The following is a 16,860-nucleotide window of genomic DNA, read 5'->3' on the forward strand; positions in this document are numbered from 1 at the left end:
CCGGCACCACCCAGCACCAGGAAAGGCAGAACCCCCATGGAAGACCGCTTCGACGTCGTCGTCCTCGGAGCAGGCCCCGGTGGCTACGTCGCCGCCATCCGCGCCGCCCAGCTGGGCAAGCGGGTCGCGGTGGTGGAGGAGAAGTACTGGGGCGGGGTCTGCCTGAACGTCGGCTGCATCCCGACCAAGGCCCTGCTGCGCAACGCGGAGCTCGCCCATATCTTCACCCGCGAGGCCAAGACCTTCGGCATCAAGGCCGAGGGCGAGGTGACCTTCGACTACGGCGAGGCGTTCCGGCGCAGCCGCCGCGTGGCCGACGGCCGGGTCAAGGGCGTCCACTACCTGATGAAGAAGAACAAGATCACCGAGTTCGACGGCCGGGGCACCTTCCTGGACGCCAACACCCTGCGGATAGCCCAGGCCGACGGGACGACCCGCACCATCGGCTTCGACAACTGCATCGTGGCCACCGGCGCCACGCCCAGGCTGCTCCCGGGGACCCGGCGCAGCGACCGCGTGGTGACGTACGAGGAGCAGATCCTCTCCGAGGACCTGCCGCGCTCCGTCGTCATCGCCGGCGCCGGCGCGATCGGCATCGAGTTCGCCTATGTCCTGCACAACTACGGCGTGAAGGTCACCATCGTCGAGTTCCTCGACCGGGTCGTGCCCCTGGAGGACGCGGAGATCTCCGCCGAACTCGCCAAGCAGTACCGCAAGCTGGGCATCGACGTGCTCACCTCCACCCGCGTCGAGTCGATCGACGAGTCCGGCCCGCAGGTGCGCGTCACCGTCACCGGCAAGGACGGCAACCAGCAGGTGCTCGAAGCGGACAAGGTCCTCCAGGCCATCGGCTTCGCGCCCAACGTCACCGGCTACGGCCTGGAGAACACGGGCGTACGTCTCACCGAGCGCGGCGCCATCGACGTCGACGCCCGCTGCCGCACCTCCGTCCCGCACATCTACGCCATCGGCGACGTCACCGCGAAGCTGATGCTCGCCCACACCGCCGAGGCCATGGGCGTGGTCGCCGCCGAGACGCTCGCCGACGCGGAGACCATGGAGCTGGACTACATGATGGTCCCGCGCGCCACGTACTGCCAGCCGCAGGTCGCGAGCTTCGGCTGGACCGAGGCGCAGGCCCGCGAGAAGGGCTTCGACGTCAAGGTCGCCAAGTTCCCCTTCACCGCCAACGGCAAGGCGCACGGCCTCGGCGACGCCACCGGCTTCGTGAAGGTCATCAGCGACGCGAAGTACGGCGAACTCCTCGGCGCCCACATGATCGGCCCCGACGTCACCGAACTCCTGCCGGAGCTGACCCTGGCCCAGCAGTGGGACCTGACGGTCCACGAGGTCGCCCGCAACGTCCACGCCCACCCGACGCTGGGCGAGGCGGTGAAGGAGGCGGTGCACGGGCTGGCCGGGCACATGATCAACTTCTGATCCCCAGGGATCCATGAGGGGCGCGGCCACAGGCCGCGCCCCTCCTTTTTTGTTTTCCTGGATCTGTATTTCTTTGCACAGATCTGTCATTGACGGTTCCCTGAAGTAACTTCACGCAGGCCTGAAACAAGTGTCTTGATCCCTTAAATGCAGATCGGAAGACTGTTCGTGAAGGGTTACTCAACCGGGGGGTCAAAAAAGTGGGCGGGAAATTCGGACTGACGGAATCGCTGGCACCGCTCATCCAGGGAGCGGGCCACGAGGAATACCGCGACCAGGTCCACGCGGCCTTCCGGGACGAGCTGTTCGAGCGGCCCCTCGGGCTGAGCGACGAGGACCGCTGCGCCCTCACCTACCGCCGGCTCCGTCACCTCAACGACCGGCTCGACGTGCGGGAACCGCTGCTCGGCAACCGGCCGCTGCTCTTCACCCTCTTCGAGTTCTCCGCCCTGGCCGACCCGTCGCTGTTCTACGCCACGTTCCTGCACCACGGCACGACCATGGGCGCCGTCCGCGATTTCGGAGAAGGCCGCGAGGACCTCACCGACATCGTCCAGTCGCTGACCTCCATGGAGTCCGTCGGCTCCCTCATGATGACCGAGCTGGGACGCGGAAACAGCAACGCGGCCATTCGCACGGAAGCCGTCTACGACGCCGCCGCACAGGAATTCGTCCTGCACACCCCGGACGCCGCCGCCGTGAAGTTCCCGCCCGGTGTGGCGTCCCCCGGAGTGCCGCGGCTCGCCGTGGTCAGCGCCCGGCTCGTCGTCGACGGCACCGACCAGGGGCTGTTCTTCTTCGTCGTACCGATCCAGGACGCCGACGGGCCCTGCCCCGGTGTGCGCGTCGTCCCGCAGCGGCCCACCGCCCTGCTGCCCCTGGACTGCTCGCTGGTGGCCTTCGACGGGGTCCGCATCCCCTTCCGGAACTGGCTGCGCGACGGCGCCACCCTCGACGCCGACGGCTCGTTCACCGACCCCGCAGGCGACCGGCTGGTCCGCACCCGGCGCCTGCTCGGCATCATCCGGCACGCCTGGGAGGCGGCCACCGTCGGACTCGCCGCCGTGTCCCGGGCCTCGGCCGCCGTGGCCGTCCGGCACGCGCACCGGCGCTCCACCTTCGGCCGGCTCGCCGCCGACCAGCCCGTCATCGCCTACCGCAACCAGCAGCGCGCCCTGTTCGGCGCCCTCGCCACCGCCTATGTGACGGCCTTCGCCGCACGGTCCGTGGCCACCGAGGAGCAGCCGCGGCTCACTGCGGCCACCGTGCGCGGCTTCTCGCTCCTCAAGGTCGCCGTCGACCGGTACGCCGAGCGGGTCACCTCGCGCAGCCGCACCGCGAGCGGCGCCCTCGGCTTCTTCGCCGACAACAGGTTCCTCGACTACCAGGGTCTCGCCCACTCCTTCAACGCCGCCGCCGCGGACAACGAGATCATGCTCACCGACTCCGCGCAGACCCTCGCCGCCGGTATCGACTACACGCCGCCGTCGGCCACCCCCCTGGCCGACGCCGACTCGGACGCGGGCCAGGACCTGCTCGATCCCGCCACCTGGACCCGGCTCGCCCACGCCCGGGAGAGCCGGCTGCACCAGGAGCTCACCGACGGGCTGCGCAAGGCGGCCGAGGCCGGACTCACCCCGTTCGAAGCGTGGAACGAGCACGGCGACCTGGGCCGGGAGCTCGCCTGGGCCCACGCCCAGTCACAGCTGACCGCCCTCGTCCGCGAGGCCCTCGACGCGGTGGCCGAGCCCGCCGCCAGGGCCGTCCTCACCGACCTGCTGGCCCTGCACGTCCTGGAGGAGACCGGCGTGCACGACGGCTGGTACCTCGCCGAGGGCCTGCTCACCGTCACCCAGGTACGCGGCCTGCGACAGCTGGCCAACGACATCTGCGCACGGCTCGCCCCGCACGCCCTGGAACTCGCCGAAGCGCTCGGCGTTCCGTACGACGTCGTCGGCGCCCCCATCGCCACGGACGACTACGTTCAGGCCATCGCGGGCGACATGGAGCCCTTCGCGCCGCATCCCGCGACCCACTGACCGCGACCTGCTGAGCGACTTACCGCCCGCAGCTGAACTGCCCGCGGCTCACTGCCCGCGGCTCACTGCCCGCGGCTCACTGCCTGTGGCTCACTGCCTGCGGCTCATTGCCCGCGGCTCGCTGCCGCAGCTCGCTGGTCGCGGCCCACCGGTCGCCCGCACGACACACACCACACGCATGCCCGTGCCCTTGGGCATGGGGGGAGAGGAACGGACATGCCCACGCCGGAACCGATCGCCGTCATCGGCCTGGCCTGCCGACTGCCGCAGGCCCCCGGTCCCGACGCCTTCTGGACGCTGCTGCGCGACGGCACCGACGCCGTCACCGAAGTGCCCGCCGACCGCTGGGACGCCGCGGCCCACCACGCCGCCGACCCCGGCGCTCCCGGCCGGAGCACCAGCACGCGGGGCGGCTTCCTCGACGACGTCAGCGGCTTCGACCCCGCCTTCTTCGGCATCTCGCCGCGCGAGGCCACGGTCATGGACCCGCAGCAGCGCCTCGTCCTCGAACTCGCCTGGGAAGCACTGGAGTTCGCCCGGATCGTACCGGCCACGCTGCACGGCAGCCGCACGGGCGTCTTCGTGGGCGCCATGGCCGACGGCTACGCCACGCTCGCCGCCCGCCAGGGCCTGGAAGCGATCACCCAGCACACCATGACGGGCCTCCAGCGCGGCGTCCTCGCGGGCCGCGTCTCCTACTCCCTCGGCCTGCGCGGCCCGAGCATGACCGTGGACACCGGCCAGTCGTCCTCGCTGGTCGCCGTGCACCGCGCCTGCGAGAGCCTGAGCAGCGGCGAAGCGGAGATCGCCCTCGCCGGCGGTGTCCATCTCGACCTGGTTCCCGACGGGTTCGTCGCGGCCACCAAGTTCGGCGGGCTCTCGCCCGACGGACGCTGCCACACCTTCGACGCCGACGCCAACGGCTTCGTGCACGGAGAAGGCGGCGGCCTCGTCGTCCTCAAGACGCTCTCCCGCGCCCGCGCCGACGGCGACCGCATCCTCGCCGTCATCCGCGGCGGCGCCGTCAACAACGACGGCGGCGGGCAGAGCCTGACCGCACCTTCGCCCCAGGGCCAGGAGGACGTACTGCGCCGCGCCTACGAGCGGACGGGCACCGATCCGTCCGAGGTGCGCTACGTCGAACTGCACGGCACCGGCACCAAGGTCGGCGACCCGGTCGAGGCCAAGGCTCTCGGCGCCGTACTCGGTGCCGCCCGGGAACCCGGACGCCCGCTGCACGTGGGCTCCGTGAAGACCAACATCGGCCACCTGGAAGGCGCGGCCGGTATCGCCGGCCTCCTCAAGGTGATTCTCGCGCTCGTGCACCGCGAACTGCCCGCGAGCCTGAACTTCCGCACCCCCAACCCCGCGATCCCGCTCGACGAGCTGCGGCTGAAGGTGCGGACGGAGACGGGGCCGTGGCCGGACGCCGCCCCCGACACCGACGGCGACACCGACAGCAAGGGCGAAGGCCCGCACCGGCCGCTGGTGGCGGGAGTCTCCTCGTTCGGGATGGGCGGCACCAACTGCCATCTGGTGCTGGCCGAGAGCCCCGTACCGGCCGATGCCGTATCCGTGCCGGTCGGGACGGTGTTGCCTGCGCTGCCTCTGGTGGTGACGGCGAAGACGGAGGCGGCGCTCAAGGCTCAGGCGGTGCTTCTTCTGGAGCGGTTGCGTGGTGAGTCCGCGCCGGATCTGCTGGATGTTGCTTACTCCCTGGCTACTACGCGGGCTGCGTTGGACCGGCGGGCTGTTGTGGTCGGTTCGGGTCGTGAGGAGCTGGTGTCCGGGCTGGAGGCGGTGGCTTCGGGGGCGGTGCGTGGGGCGGCTGTGTCGGAGGGCCGTACGGCGTTTGTGTTCACGGGGCAGGGGTCTCAGCGGGCCGGTATGGGCCGGGAGTTGTACGAGGCGTTCCCTGTGTTCGCGGAGGCGTTTGACCGGGTGGCGGGGGAGTTGGATCCGCTGCTGGGGCGTTCGTTGGCGGAGGTGATCGCTTCTGGGGATGGTCTGGACGAGACAGGCTTTACGCAGCCCGCCGTCTTTGCGGTTGAGGTGGCGTTGTTCCGGCTGGTGGAGTCGTGGGGCGTACGTCCTGACGTGCTGGCCGGGCATTCGATCGGTGAGATCGCTGCCGCGCATGTGGCCGGGGTGCTGAACCTGGCGGACGCGTGCCGACTCGTGGCGGCCCGGGGCCGGTTGATGCAGGCGCTGCCCTCCGGTGGGGTGATGGTGGCGGTGATGGCCTCCGAGGCCGACGTCCTGCCCCTGCTGGACGGGTTCGAGGACCGTGTCGGCATCGGTGCCGTCAACGGGCCGACGTCCGTGGTCATCTCCGGTGCGGGGGAAGCGGTCGGCGAGATCACGGCCGTACTGAAGGACCGTGGGATCAAGAGCAAGCAGCTCACGGTCAGTCACGCGTTCCACTCCCCGCTGATGGCTCCGGTCCTCGATGAATTCGCCTCAGTGATAGGCGAGTTGGAGTTCTCTCAGCCGAAGATCCCGGTGGTCTCCACGGTCACTGGTGATGCGAGCGGCGATTGGGCCGATCCGCAGTACTGGGTGGAGCACGTCCGTCGCCCGGTCCGTTTCCTCGACGCTATCCGCGGTCTGGAGGCGGACGGGGTTACCACGTTTCTGGAGCTGGGTCCGGACGCGATCTGCACGGCGATGGGCAAGTCCTGCGTCACTGGTGAGGAGACGGTCTTCCTGCCCGCCCTGCGCCGCAAGCGTGGGGAAACGCGGACCCTGGTGTCCGCGCTGGGTGGCCTGTTCTCCCGGGGCGGGTTGGTGGACTGGGAGGCGTTCTTCGCCGGTACCGGTGCCTGCCGTGTGGACCTGCCCACGTACGCCTTCCAGCGTCGGCCCTACTGGATCGGCACCTCTCCGGCCGCGCCGGAGACAGTCGCGGAGCCGCCGAAGGCTGGTCCCGTGGCCGACGCCGCTCCCGGTCCGGTCGATGCGCAGTCCCTTCTGAACCTGGTCCGCGAGCGCACCGCCGTCGTACTCGAATACGCGGGCCCGCAGGAGATCGACCTGGGGCGCACGTTCAAGGAGCTGGGCTGCGACTCGTTGAGTGCCGTCGAGCTGTGCGGCCAGCTGAGCGCGGCCACCGGGCTGAAGCTGTCGGCCACGCTTCCCTTCGACCACCCGACCCCCAGTGCGCTCGCCCGGCACCTGCGCGCCCAGCTGGGCGACGGCGCGGGGACCGTGACCGTCCGTGAGTCCCGCGGCGCGGACGCGGGCGGTACCGACGAGCCGATCGCCATCGTCGCGATGGGCTGCCGGCTGCCCGGCGGGGTGTCCTCGCCCGACGAGCTGTGGGAGCTGCTCGCCTCGGGCGGGGACGCCGTCGCGGGGTTCCCCGCCGACCGCGGCTGGGACCTGGACGCGCTGTACGACGCGGAGCCGGGGGTGCCCGGACGGACGTACACGCGGTCCGGCGGATTCCTCTACGACGCCGCGCAGTTCGACCCCGACCCGTTCGGGATCTCGCCGCGCGAGGCGGCGGCGATGGACCCGCAGCAGCGGCTGCTCCTGGAGACGTCATGGGAGGCGCTGGAGCGGGCGGGCATCGCGCCGGACGCCCTGCGGGCCAGCCGTACCGGTGTGTTCGTCGGACTCACCGCGCAGGAGTACGGGCCCCGGCTGTACGAGGCGGGCGGCGGTGCCGAGGGCTATGTGCTGACGGGTACGACGCCCGCTGTGGCCTCGGGCCGGATCGCCTACACCTTCGGCCTGGAGGGCCCGGCGGTGACGGTGGACACGGCGTGCTCGTCCTCGCTGGTCGCCCTGCACCTCGCGGTGCGCTCGCTGCGCACGGGTGAGAGCCGCCTCGCGCTCGCGGGCGGGGCGATGGTGATGTCGGGCCCCGGCATGTTCGTGGAGTTCAGCCAGCAGCGGGGGCTCTCGCCCGACGGCCGCTGCAAGGCGTTCTCCGCCGAGGCGGACGGCACCGGCTGGGGCGAGGGCGTGGGTGTCCTCGTACTGGAGCGGTTGTCGGACGCGCGGCGCAACGGGCACGAGGTGCTCGCCGTGATCCGCGGTACGGCCGTGAACCAGGACGGCGCTTCGAACGGTCTGACCGCGCCCAACGGTCCGTCGCAGCAGCGCGTCATCGAGCAGGCCCTGACGGACGCGGGGCTCACCCCGCGCGACGTGGACGCGGTGGAGGCGCACGGTACGGGGACCCGGCTCGGGGATCCGATCGAGGCGCAGGCCGTGCTCGCGACGTACGGCCAGGACCGTGAACAGCCGCTCTACCTGGGTTCGTTGAAGTCGAACATCGGGCACACCCAGGCCGCCGCCGGGGTGGCCGGTGTGATCAAGATGGTGCTGGCGATGCGGCACGGAACCCTGCCGAAGTCGCTGCATATCGATGCCCCGTCGCCGCACGTGGACTGGTCGGCGGGTGCGGTGGAACTGCTCACCGAGCAGCGGGAGTGGCCCGAGACCGGGCGCCCGCGCCGCGCCGCCGTCTCCTCCTTCGGCGTGGGCGGCACCAACGCGCACGCCGTCCTGGAGCAGGCCCCGCAGCCGGAGCCGGAGACCGGTGAACAGGCCGAGCAGCACCCGGAGTTGGGTGCCGTGTCCGTGGCCGACGAGTCCCGGCACGACGTCCGGGCGTGGCCGCTGTCCGCCGCCACCGGTCCGGCGCTGCGCGCCCAGGCCGCCCGGCTGCGTGCCGTACTGGCCGACGCGCCCGACACCGATCCTGGCGCCGTCGCGCACGCTCTGGTCACCACGCGCGCCGCGCTCCAGGAACGTGCCGTCGTCGTCGCGGACGCTCTCGACGGCGAGGCCGGTTTCCTCGCCGGGCTCGACGCGCTGGCCGCGGGCGAGGCGGCTGCCCAGCTGGTGACGGGTACCGCCACCGGAGGCCGCCAGACGGTGTTCGTGTTCCCTGGGCAGGGGTCGCAGTGGCAGGGGATGGCGGTCGAACTGCTGGACGCGGAGCCGGTGTTCGGGGCGCGGATGGCGGAGTGTGAGCGGGCTCTGTCGGCGTACGTGGACTGGTCGTTGACCGGTGTGCTGCGGGGTGAGGCGGGTGCTCCCGGGTTCGACCGGGTGGATGTGGTGCAGCCGGTGCTGTTCGCGGTGATGGTGTCGCTGGCGGCGTTGTGGCGGTCGTACGGGGTGGAGCCCGCCGCGGTGGTGGGGCACTCGCAGGGTGAGATCGCGGCCGCGTGTGTGGCCGGTGCGCTGTCCCTCGAAGACGCGGCGCTCGTGGTCGCGTTGCGGAGTCAGGCGATCCGGGAGATCGCCGGACGCGGCGGGATGATGTCGGTGCCGTTGCCGGTGGCCGAGGTGTCCGAGCGGCTGGCCGCTTACGACGATCTGTCCGTGGCCACCGTGAACGGGCCGCGCTCGACGGTGGTGTCCGGATCGGCGGTGCAGCTCGACGAGTTGCTGGCCGTGTTCGAGGCGGAGGGGGTGCGAGCCCGGCGGGTGCCGGTCGACTACGCCTCGCACTCCCGGCACGTCGAGGCGATCGAGGAGCGGCTCGCCGAACTCCTCGCCCCCGTCACGCCCGTTGCCTCCGCCGTGCCCTTCTACTCGACCGTGACGGGCGAACCGCTCGACGGCGAACACCTCGACGCCGGCTACTGGTACCGCAACCTGCGCGTCACCGTGGAGTTCGAGCGCACCACCCGCACCCTCATCGACCACGGCTTCGACGCCTTCGTCGAGATGAGCCCGCACCCCGTCCTCGCCATCGGCGTCCAGGAGACGGTGGAGGCGGCCGGCGCCGGTGACATCGCGGTGCTCGCCTCGCTGCGCCGCGGCGAGGGCGGCCCCGTACGCTTCCACACCTCGCTCGCCGAGGCCCAGGTCCGCGGCGTGCCCGTCGACCGGCGGCCGCGTCCCGGGGCGGAGCCGGCTCCCGCCCTGCCGACGTACGCCTTCCAGCGCGCACGTCACTGGCTGGACCCCGACAGCGGCACGGCCACTCGGGAGGCCGCCCGTGACGAGCGCGAGGACCGCTTCTGGGAGGCCGTCGACGCCCAGGACCTGCCCGGGCTCGGACGCGCCCTCGGCGTGACCGACCCCGGCCCCCTGCGCGACGCCCTTCCGCTGCTGACCGCCTGGCGCGAGGAGGCCCGCGCCCACACCGAGGCCGAGCAGTGGCGCTACCGCGTCACCTGGCAGCCCCTCGGCGACACCCCGCTGCCGCAGCTCGCCGGCAGCTGGCTCCTCGCCCTGCCCGAAGGCGGGACCGGCGACGACTGGACCACGGCGGTCAGCGCGGAACTGGCGCAGCGCGGTGCCCGGGTCGTCCCGGTCGAGACGACCGCGGACCGTGCCGAGAGCGCACGCCGCATCGAAGCCGCCGTACACGACTGCGGGACGGCACCCGCCGGAGTGCTCTCCCTGCTCGCCCTCGACGGCAACGGGCCCGCCGCGACCCTCGCCCTCGTCCAGGCGCTCGGCGACCTGGGCGTCACCGCCCCGCTGTGGTGCCTGACGCGGCAGGCCGTGCGGACCTCGGCGGACGACACCGGCTGCGACCCCGTACAGGCACTGACCTGGGGCCTCGGCCTGGTCGCCGCCCTCGAACACCCCGACCGCTGGGGCGGGTTGATCGACCTGCCCGCCACACCGGACGACCGGGCGCTGCGCCGGCTGTGCGGCATCCTCGAACGGTCCGACGGCGAGGACCAGCTGGCCGTACGGGACGGGGGCATCCTCGCCCGCCGCCTGGTCCGTGCCCCGCACACCGCGCCGTCCGGCGACGGCTGGCGGCCGCACGGCACCGTCCTCATCACCGGCGGCACCGGCGGGCTCGGTGCCCGCGTCGCCCGCGACCTCGCCGAAGCCGGCGCCGAGCACCTGCTCCTCGTGGGCCGGCGCGGCGCCGATACACCCGGCGCCCCCGAACTGCGCGACGAGCTCACCGCACGGGGCGTCCGCGTCACCCTCGCGGCCTGCGACGTCGCCGACCGCGCACAACTCGCCGGACTCCTGTCCACCGTGCCGGACCTGACCGCCGTGGTGCACGCCGCCGGTGTCCTCGACGACGCCGTCATCGAGGCGCTCACCCCCGGCCAGCTGGAGCGCGTGCTGCGCCCCAAGACCGACGCGGCCCTTCACCTGCACGAACTGACCCGCGAACTGGACTTGGACCTGGACGCGTTCGTCCTGTTCTCCTCCGTCATGGGCGTCCTCGGCAACGGCGGCCAGGCCGCCTACGCCGCCGCCAATGCCGGCCTCGACGCCCTCGCCCAGCAGCGCCGCGCCGAGGGACTGCCCGCGGTCGCCATCGGCTGGGGCATCTGGGGCGGCGGCGGCATGGTCGGCGACACCGTCGAGGAACGGATGCGCGAGCGCGGGGTGCCCGCGATGGACCCGGAGCAGGCCATCGGACACCTCCGGTACGCGGCCGCACAGCCGGAGCCCGTCCTCGTCGTCGCCGACCTGGACTGGCCGCGGTTCGCCCCCCGCTTCACGGCGACCCGGCCGAGCCCGCTCATCGGCGAACTCCCCGAGGCACGCCGGGCGCTGGCCGAAACACGCGGCGCCGGCGCGGACCACCTGCTCACCGACACCCTCCGGTCTCTGACTCCGGCCGAGCGGGAACGCACGGTCCTCGACCTCGTACGCGCCCAGGCCGCCGCCGTGCTCGGCCGCACCGCCGCCGACGCGCCCGCCGCCACCCGCGCGTTCCGCGAGTCCGGCTTCGACTCGCTCACCTCCGTGGAACTGCGCAACCGGCTCGCCGCCGCCACCGCTCTGACCCTCCCCGCCACGCTGACCTTCGACCACCCCACACCGGCCGCCCTGGCCGCGCACCTGCTCACCCTTCTGGTGGCACCGGACGACCAGGCCGCCACCGGACAGGGTTCGTCCGCCACGGGACAGGAATCGTCCGGCACCGGACAGGAGTCCCGGCGCTCCCGGGCCGCCGACGAGGACGACCCGGTCGTCATCGTCGGCATGGGCTGCCGCTTCCCCGGCGGCGCCCACTCGCCCGAGGCGCTGTGGGACACCGTCGCCCGAGGCCTCGACGTGGTCGGCCGACTGCCCGAGAACCGCGGCTGGAACACCGCCGAGCTCTACGACCCGGACCCCGACGCCCGCGGCAGGAGCTACGCCCGCGAAGGCGGATTCCTCTACGAGGCAGGCGACTTCGACGCCGCCCTCTTCAGCATCTCGCCGCGCGAGGCCCTCGCCATGGACCCGCAGCAGCGGCTGCTCCTCCAGGCCTCCTGGGAGGCACTGGAGCGGGCGGGCATCGCCCCGGACAGCCTGCGCTCCACACCCACCGGCGTCTACGCCGGAGTGATCCACCAGGACTACGGCGCCCTGCTGCACGAGGCCCCCGAGGAACTGGAGGGCTACCTGCTCACCGGCAAGTCGTCCAGCGTGGCGTCCGGCCGTATCGCGTACGCCCTCGGGCTCGAAGGCCCGGCGCTCACCGTGGACACGGCCTGCTCGTCCTCCCTGGTCGCAGTGCATCTCGCGGTACGGGCCCTGCGCGACGGCGAGTGCACGCTCGCCCTCGCGGGCGGCGCCATGGTGATGGCGACCCCGGGCCTGTTCATCGAGTTCAGCCGACAGCGCGGACTCGCGCCCGACGGCCGCTCCAAGGCCTTCTCCGCCGAGGCGGACGGCACCAGCTGGGGCGAGGGCGCGGGCGTTCTGGTCCTGGAGCGGTTGTCGGACGCGCGGCGCAACGGGCACGAGGTGCTTGCCGTGATCCGTGGTTCGGCGGTGAACCAGGACGGTGCCTCGAACGGTCTGACGGCGCCCAACGGGCCGTCGCAGCAGCGGGTGATCCGGGCCGCGCTGGCGGACGCTGGGCTCGCGCCGCGCGATGTGGACGCGGTGGAGGCGCACGGTACGGGGACCCGGCTCGGGGATCCGATCGAGGCGCAGGCGGTGATCGCCGCCTATGGCCAGAACGACCGTGAACTGCCCTTGTATCTCGGTTCGTTGAAGTCGAACATCGGGCACACCCAGGCGGCGGCCGGGGTCGGCGGGATCATCAAGATGGTCCAGGCGATCCGGCACGGCATCCTGCCGAAGACCCTGCACGCCGACGTCCCGTCGCCGCACGTGGACTGGTCGGCGGGTGCGGTGGAACTGCTGACCGAGCAGCGGGAGTGGCCCGGGACCGGGCGCCCGCGCCGCGCCGGCGTGTCCGCGTTCGGCGTGAGCGGCACCAACGCGCACGTGCTCCTGGAGCAGGCCCCCGCCGAGGAAGCGGCCGATGCCGTATCGGCGCCGGTCGGGCGGGTGTTGCCTGTGCTGCCTCTGGCGGTGACGGCGAAGACGGAGGCGGCGCTCAAGGCTCAGGCGGTGCTTCTTCTGGAGCAGCTGCGCGGCGAGACGGCGCCGGATCTGCTGGATGTTGCTTACTCCCTGGCTACTACGCGGGCTGCGTTGGACCGGCGGGCTGTTGTGGTCGGTTCGGGTGGTGAGGAGCTGGTGTCCGGGTTGGAGGCGGTGGCTTCGGGGGCGGTGCGTGGGGCGTCCGTCTCGGAGGGCCGTACGGCGTTTGTGTTCACGGGGCAGGGGTCTCAGCGGGCCGGTATGGGCCGGGAGCTGTACGAGTCGTTCCCTGTGTTCGCGGAGGCGTTCGACCGGGTGGCGGCGGAGCTGGATCCGCTGCTGGAGCGCCCGTTGGCGGAGGTGATCGCCTCCGGGGACGGCTTGGACGAGACCGGGTTTACGCAGCCCGCCGTGTTTGCGGTCGAGGTGGCGTTGTTCCGGCTGGTGGAGTCGTGGGGTGTGCGGCCGGATGTGGTGGCCGGGCATTCGATCGGTGAGATCGCTGCCGCGCATGTGGCCGGGGTGCTGAACCTGACCGATGCGTGCCGCCTGGTGGCGGCGCGGGGACGGTTGATGCAGGCCCTGCCCTCCGGTGGGGTGATGGTGGCGGTGATGGCCTCCGAGGCCGACGTCCTGCCCCTGCTGGAGGGCTTCGAGGACCGTGTCGGCATCGGTGCCGTCAACGGGCCGACGTCCGTGGTCATCTCCGGTGCGGGGGAAGCGGTCGGCGAGATCACGGCCGTACTGAAGGACCGTGGGATCAAGAGCAAGCAGCTCACGGTCAGTCACGCGTTCCACTCCCCGCTGATGGCTCCGATTCTCGATGAATTCGCTTCAGTGATAGGCGAGTTGGAGTTCTCTCAGCCGAAGATCCCGGTGGTCTCCACGGTCACTGGTGATGCGAGCGGCGACTGGGCCGATCCGGCGTACTGGGTCGAGCACGTCCGTCGCCCGGTCCGTTTCCTCGACGCCATCCGGGCCCTCGAAGACGACGGGGTCACCACCTTCCTGGAGCTGGGTCCGGACGCGATCTGCACGGCGATGGGCAAGTCCTGCGCCACCGGCGATGACACGGTCTTCCTGCCCGCCCTGCGCCGCAAGCGTGGCGAGGTAAAGACGTTGGTGTCCGCGTTGGGTGAGCTGTTCTCCCGGGGCGGATCCGTGGACTGGGAGGCGTTCTACGCCGGTACTGGTGCCCGCCGTGTCGAGCTGCCCACCTACGCCTTCCAGAACCAGCACTACTGGCTGAACCTGCCGCGCGGCGGATCCGTACGCGCGGCCGACCTGGGCCTCGACCCGGCGGGCCACCCGCTGCTCGCCGCCGTGGCGGAGCTGCCGGACGGTGGTGTGCTGCTCAGCGGTCGGCTGTCGTTGCGTACGCACCCCTGGCTCGCCGATCACGCGGTGACGGGCACGGTGCTGCTCCCCGGTACCGGGCTGGTCGAACTGGCGCTGCACGCAGGCGCGTTGACCGGTGCCGAGCGGCTCGAAGAGCTCACCCTCGAAGCACCGCTGGTTCTGCCCGAGCAGGGCGGTGTCCAGGTGCGGGTGAGTGTGGGCGCGGCCGACGAGGCCGGGCGGCGGGCCGTGCGGGTGCAGGCCCGGGCCGATGGGGCGGTCGGGGCCGAGGAGTGGACCTCGCACGCCAGCGGCACGCTGGAGCCGGACTCCGGAGCCGACGCGCCGCGGCCGGAGGCCGAGTGGCCCCCGGCGGGTGCCGAGCCCGTCGACCTCGACGCGCTGTACGACTCGTTCGACGCGGCCGGATTCACGTACGGCCCCGCCTTCCGTGGTCTGACCGCGGCCTGGCGGCGCGGTGACGAGGTCTTCACCGAGGTACGGCCGCCCCGGGAGCAGCACGGTGACCTGGCTGGATTCGGGCTGCATCCCGCCCTGTTCGACGCGGCGCTGCACGGCACCTTCCTCCAGGGCGGCGGCGAGCGCAGACTCCCGTTCTCCTGGTCCGGAGCACGCCGGTACGCGGCCGGGGCCACCGCACTGCGCACCAGGCTGACGCCGACCGGACCGGGCGGAGCCGTCGCGGTCGCCGTCTTCGACCCGGCCGGGAAGCCGGTCGCCGCTGTGGACGCGCTCGTGCTCCGCCCGGCCGGCGACCTCGGCACCGCGGACGCGGACCCCCTGTACCGGCTCGACTGGGTGCCCGTGGAGCGGCTGTCCGCTTCTGCTTCCGCCCGGCACCTCGAAGTCCTCGGTGACGAGGGAGGGTTCGCGGATCTGTCCGCGCTGCGGGAGGCCGTGGCGGCGGGCGCGCCCGCACCCGACGTGGTGCTGTGCCCCCTCGGTACCGGCACCGGTACCGGCCCTGCCGCGCAGCCGACGGCCGACGCGGTGCGTGCGGCGACGGCGCGGGCCCTCGCCCTCGTACAGGAGTGGCTCGGCGACGAGCGGCTGGAGCGGTCGCGGCTGGTCCTGGCCACGACGCGCGCCGTCGCGGCCGGTCACGACGAGGACGTACGAGACCTGGAACACGCCCCGGTCTGGGGCCTGGTGAGGTCGGCCCAGACGGAGAACCCGGGACGCCTCGGCCTCGTGGACCTCGACGGTCCCGGTGCGGCCGGGCTCCTCGGCTCCGCTCCCTTCGAGGACGAGCCGCAACTCGTGGTGCGCGACGGCGTCGTCCGGGCGGCACGCCTGGCCCGGACGCGGACGACACTCGGCGCGGGCGGCGGCTTCGGCACCGGGACCGTGCTGGTCACCGGCGGCACCGGAACGCTGGGCGCGCTGGTGGCCCGGCACCTGGTCGCCGTCCACGGGGTGCGCACCCTGGTGCTCGCCTCCCGGCGCGGGCCGGACGCGCCCGACGCGTCCGGGCTCGTCGCGGAGTTGCGGGCGCTCGGAGCGGACGCACAGGTCGCCGCCTGCGACGTCGGCGATCGCGCGCAGCTGGCCGAACTGCTCGCCTCCCTACCGGACTTGACGGCTGTGGTGCACACCGCGGGAATCGTCGACGACGGAGTCGTCACCTCGCTCACCCATGAGCGCCTCGACTCCGTGTTCCGGCCCAAGGCGGACGCGGCCCTGCATCTGCACGAGCTGACCCGCGACCGGGACCTCGCCGCCTTCGTGCTCTTCTCCGGTGCGGCAGGGATCTTCGGCGGCGCGGGCCAGGCGCACTACGCGGCGGCCAACGTGTTCCTCGACGCGCTCGCCCAGCGGCGCCGGGCCGAGGGCCTGCCCGCCACGTCCATGGCCTGGGGCCTGTGGTCCGAACGCAGCGGTATGACCGGCCACTTGGACGCCACCGCGCTGCACCGGCTCGCCCGGGCGGGCTTCGCCGGCCTTACGGCCGAGCAGGGCCTCGCCCTGTTCGACGCGGCCTGTGACGCGGACGAGAGCGCGCTCCTGACGCTCCGCCTCGACCTGCGCGCCCTGCGCGAGCAGGCGGCGGCCGGACAGCTCCCGCCCCTCCTCGGCTCGGTGGTGCCCGCCGCACGGCAACGGACGGCGGGGCCGGACGGGGCTTCGTTCGCCGGACTCGCAGGGGCGGTACCGGCAGGGGGCGGCGTCTCGTTCGCCGGCGTCGCCGCGGGCGGTACTTCGCCCGCCGGAGCCGCCGCGGACACGGCTCCGGCTCCGCTCGCCGAACGGCTGGCGGATCTCTCCGAGAAGGAGCGGACCACGGTCCTCGTCGACCTGGTGTGCGCGGAGGCGGCAGCGGTCCTCGGCCATGCGTCGGGGGCGCTGATCGACCCCGGGCAGGCCTTCAAGGACCTCGGCTTCGACTCGCTCAGCTCGGTCGAGCTGCGCAACCGCGTCACCAAGGCGACCGGCCTGCGGCTGTCGGCGACGCTCGTCTTCGACCACCCCACACCCCAGGCGCTCGCCGCGCACCTCGAAACCGGCCTGCTGCGCGAGCACCGGTCCGCCGCGGAGCGGATGCCGGTCGATCTGACGGCCCTGGAGGAACTGCTCGACCGGCGCGCACCGGACGACCCGCAGCGCGCGGCCTTGGTACGGCGACTCGGCGAGCTCCTCGACAAGTTCGGCGGCCCGCCGGTCGCGGCACCGTCGGACGACACGCTCGCCACGCAGGTCGAGGCCGCCACCGACGAGGAGCTCTTCGCCCTCATCGACGGCGAGCTGTGAACGG

General features: G+C 72.7%; 3 protein-coding genes. All 3 read left to right on the top strand.

Features of this window, described 5'->3' with window-relative positions; genetic code table 11:
• The first annotated feature begins 36 nt into the window (after positions 1 to 36).
• Positions 37 to 1,440, top strand: a complete 1,404-nt coding sequence (gene lpdA, locus OIC96_RS27915; protein ID WP_330305211.1) for a dihydrolipoyl dehydrogenase — start codon at positions 37 to 39, stop codon at positions 1,438 to 1,440.
• A gap of 200 nt (positions 1,441 to 1,640) precedes the next feature.
• The gene (locus OIC96_RS27920) at positions 1,641 to 3,479 is read left to right on the top strand and encodes an acyl-CoA dehydrogenase (protein ID WP_330305210.1); all 1,839 of its coding nucleotides are present in this window, start codon (positions 1,641 to 1,643) and stop codon (positions 3,477 to 3,479) included.
• 216 nt (positions 3,480 to 3,695) lie between these two features.
• Positions 3,696 to 16,856, top strand: coding sequence for a type I polyketide synthase (locus OIC96_RS27925; protein ID WP_330305209.1), 13,161 nt, complete (start codon positions 3,696 to 3,698; stop codon positions 16,854 to 16,856).
• The last annotated feature ends 4 nt before the right edge of the window (positions 16,857 to 16,860 follow it).

Origin of the sequence: Streptomyces sp. NBC_00775 (assembly GCF_036347135.1) — a bacterium.
Classification (GTDB): Bacteria; Actinomycetota; Actinomycetes; order Streptomycetales; family Streptomycetaceae; genus Streptomyces; species Streptomyces lutosisoli.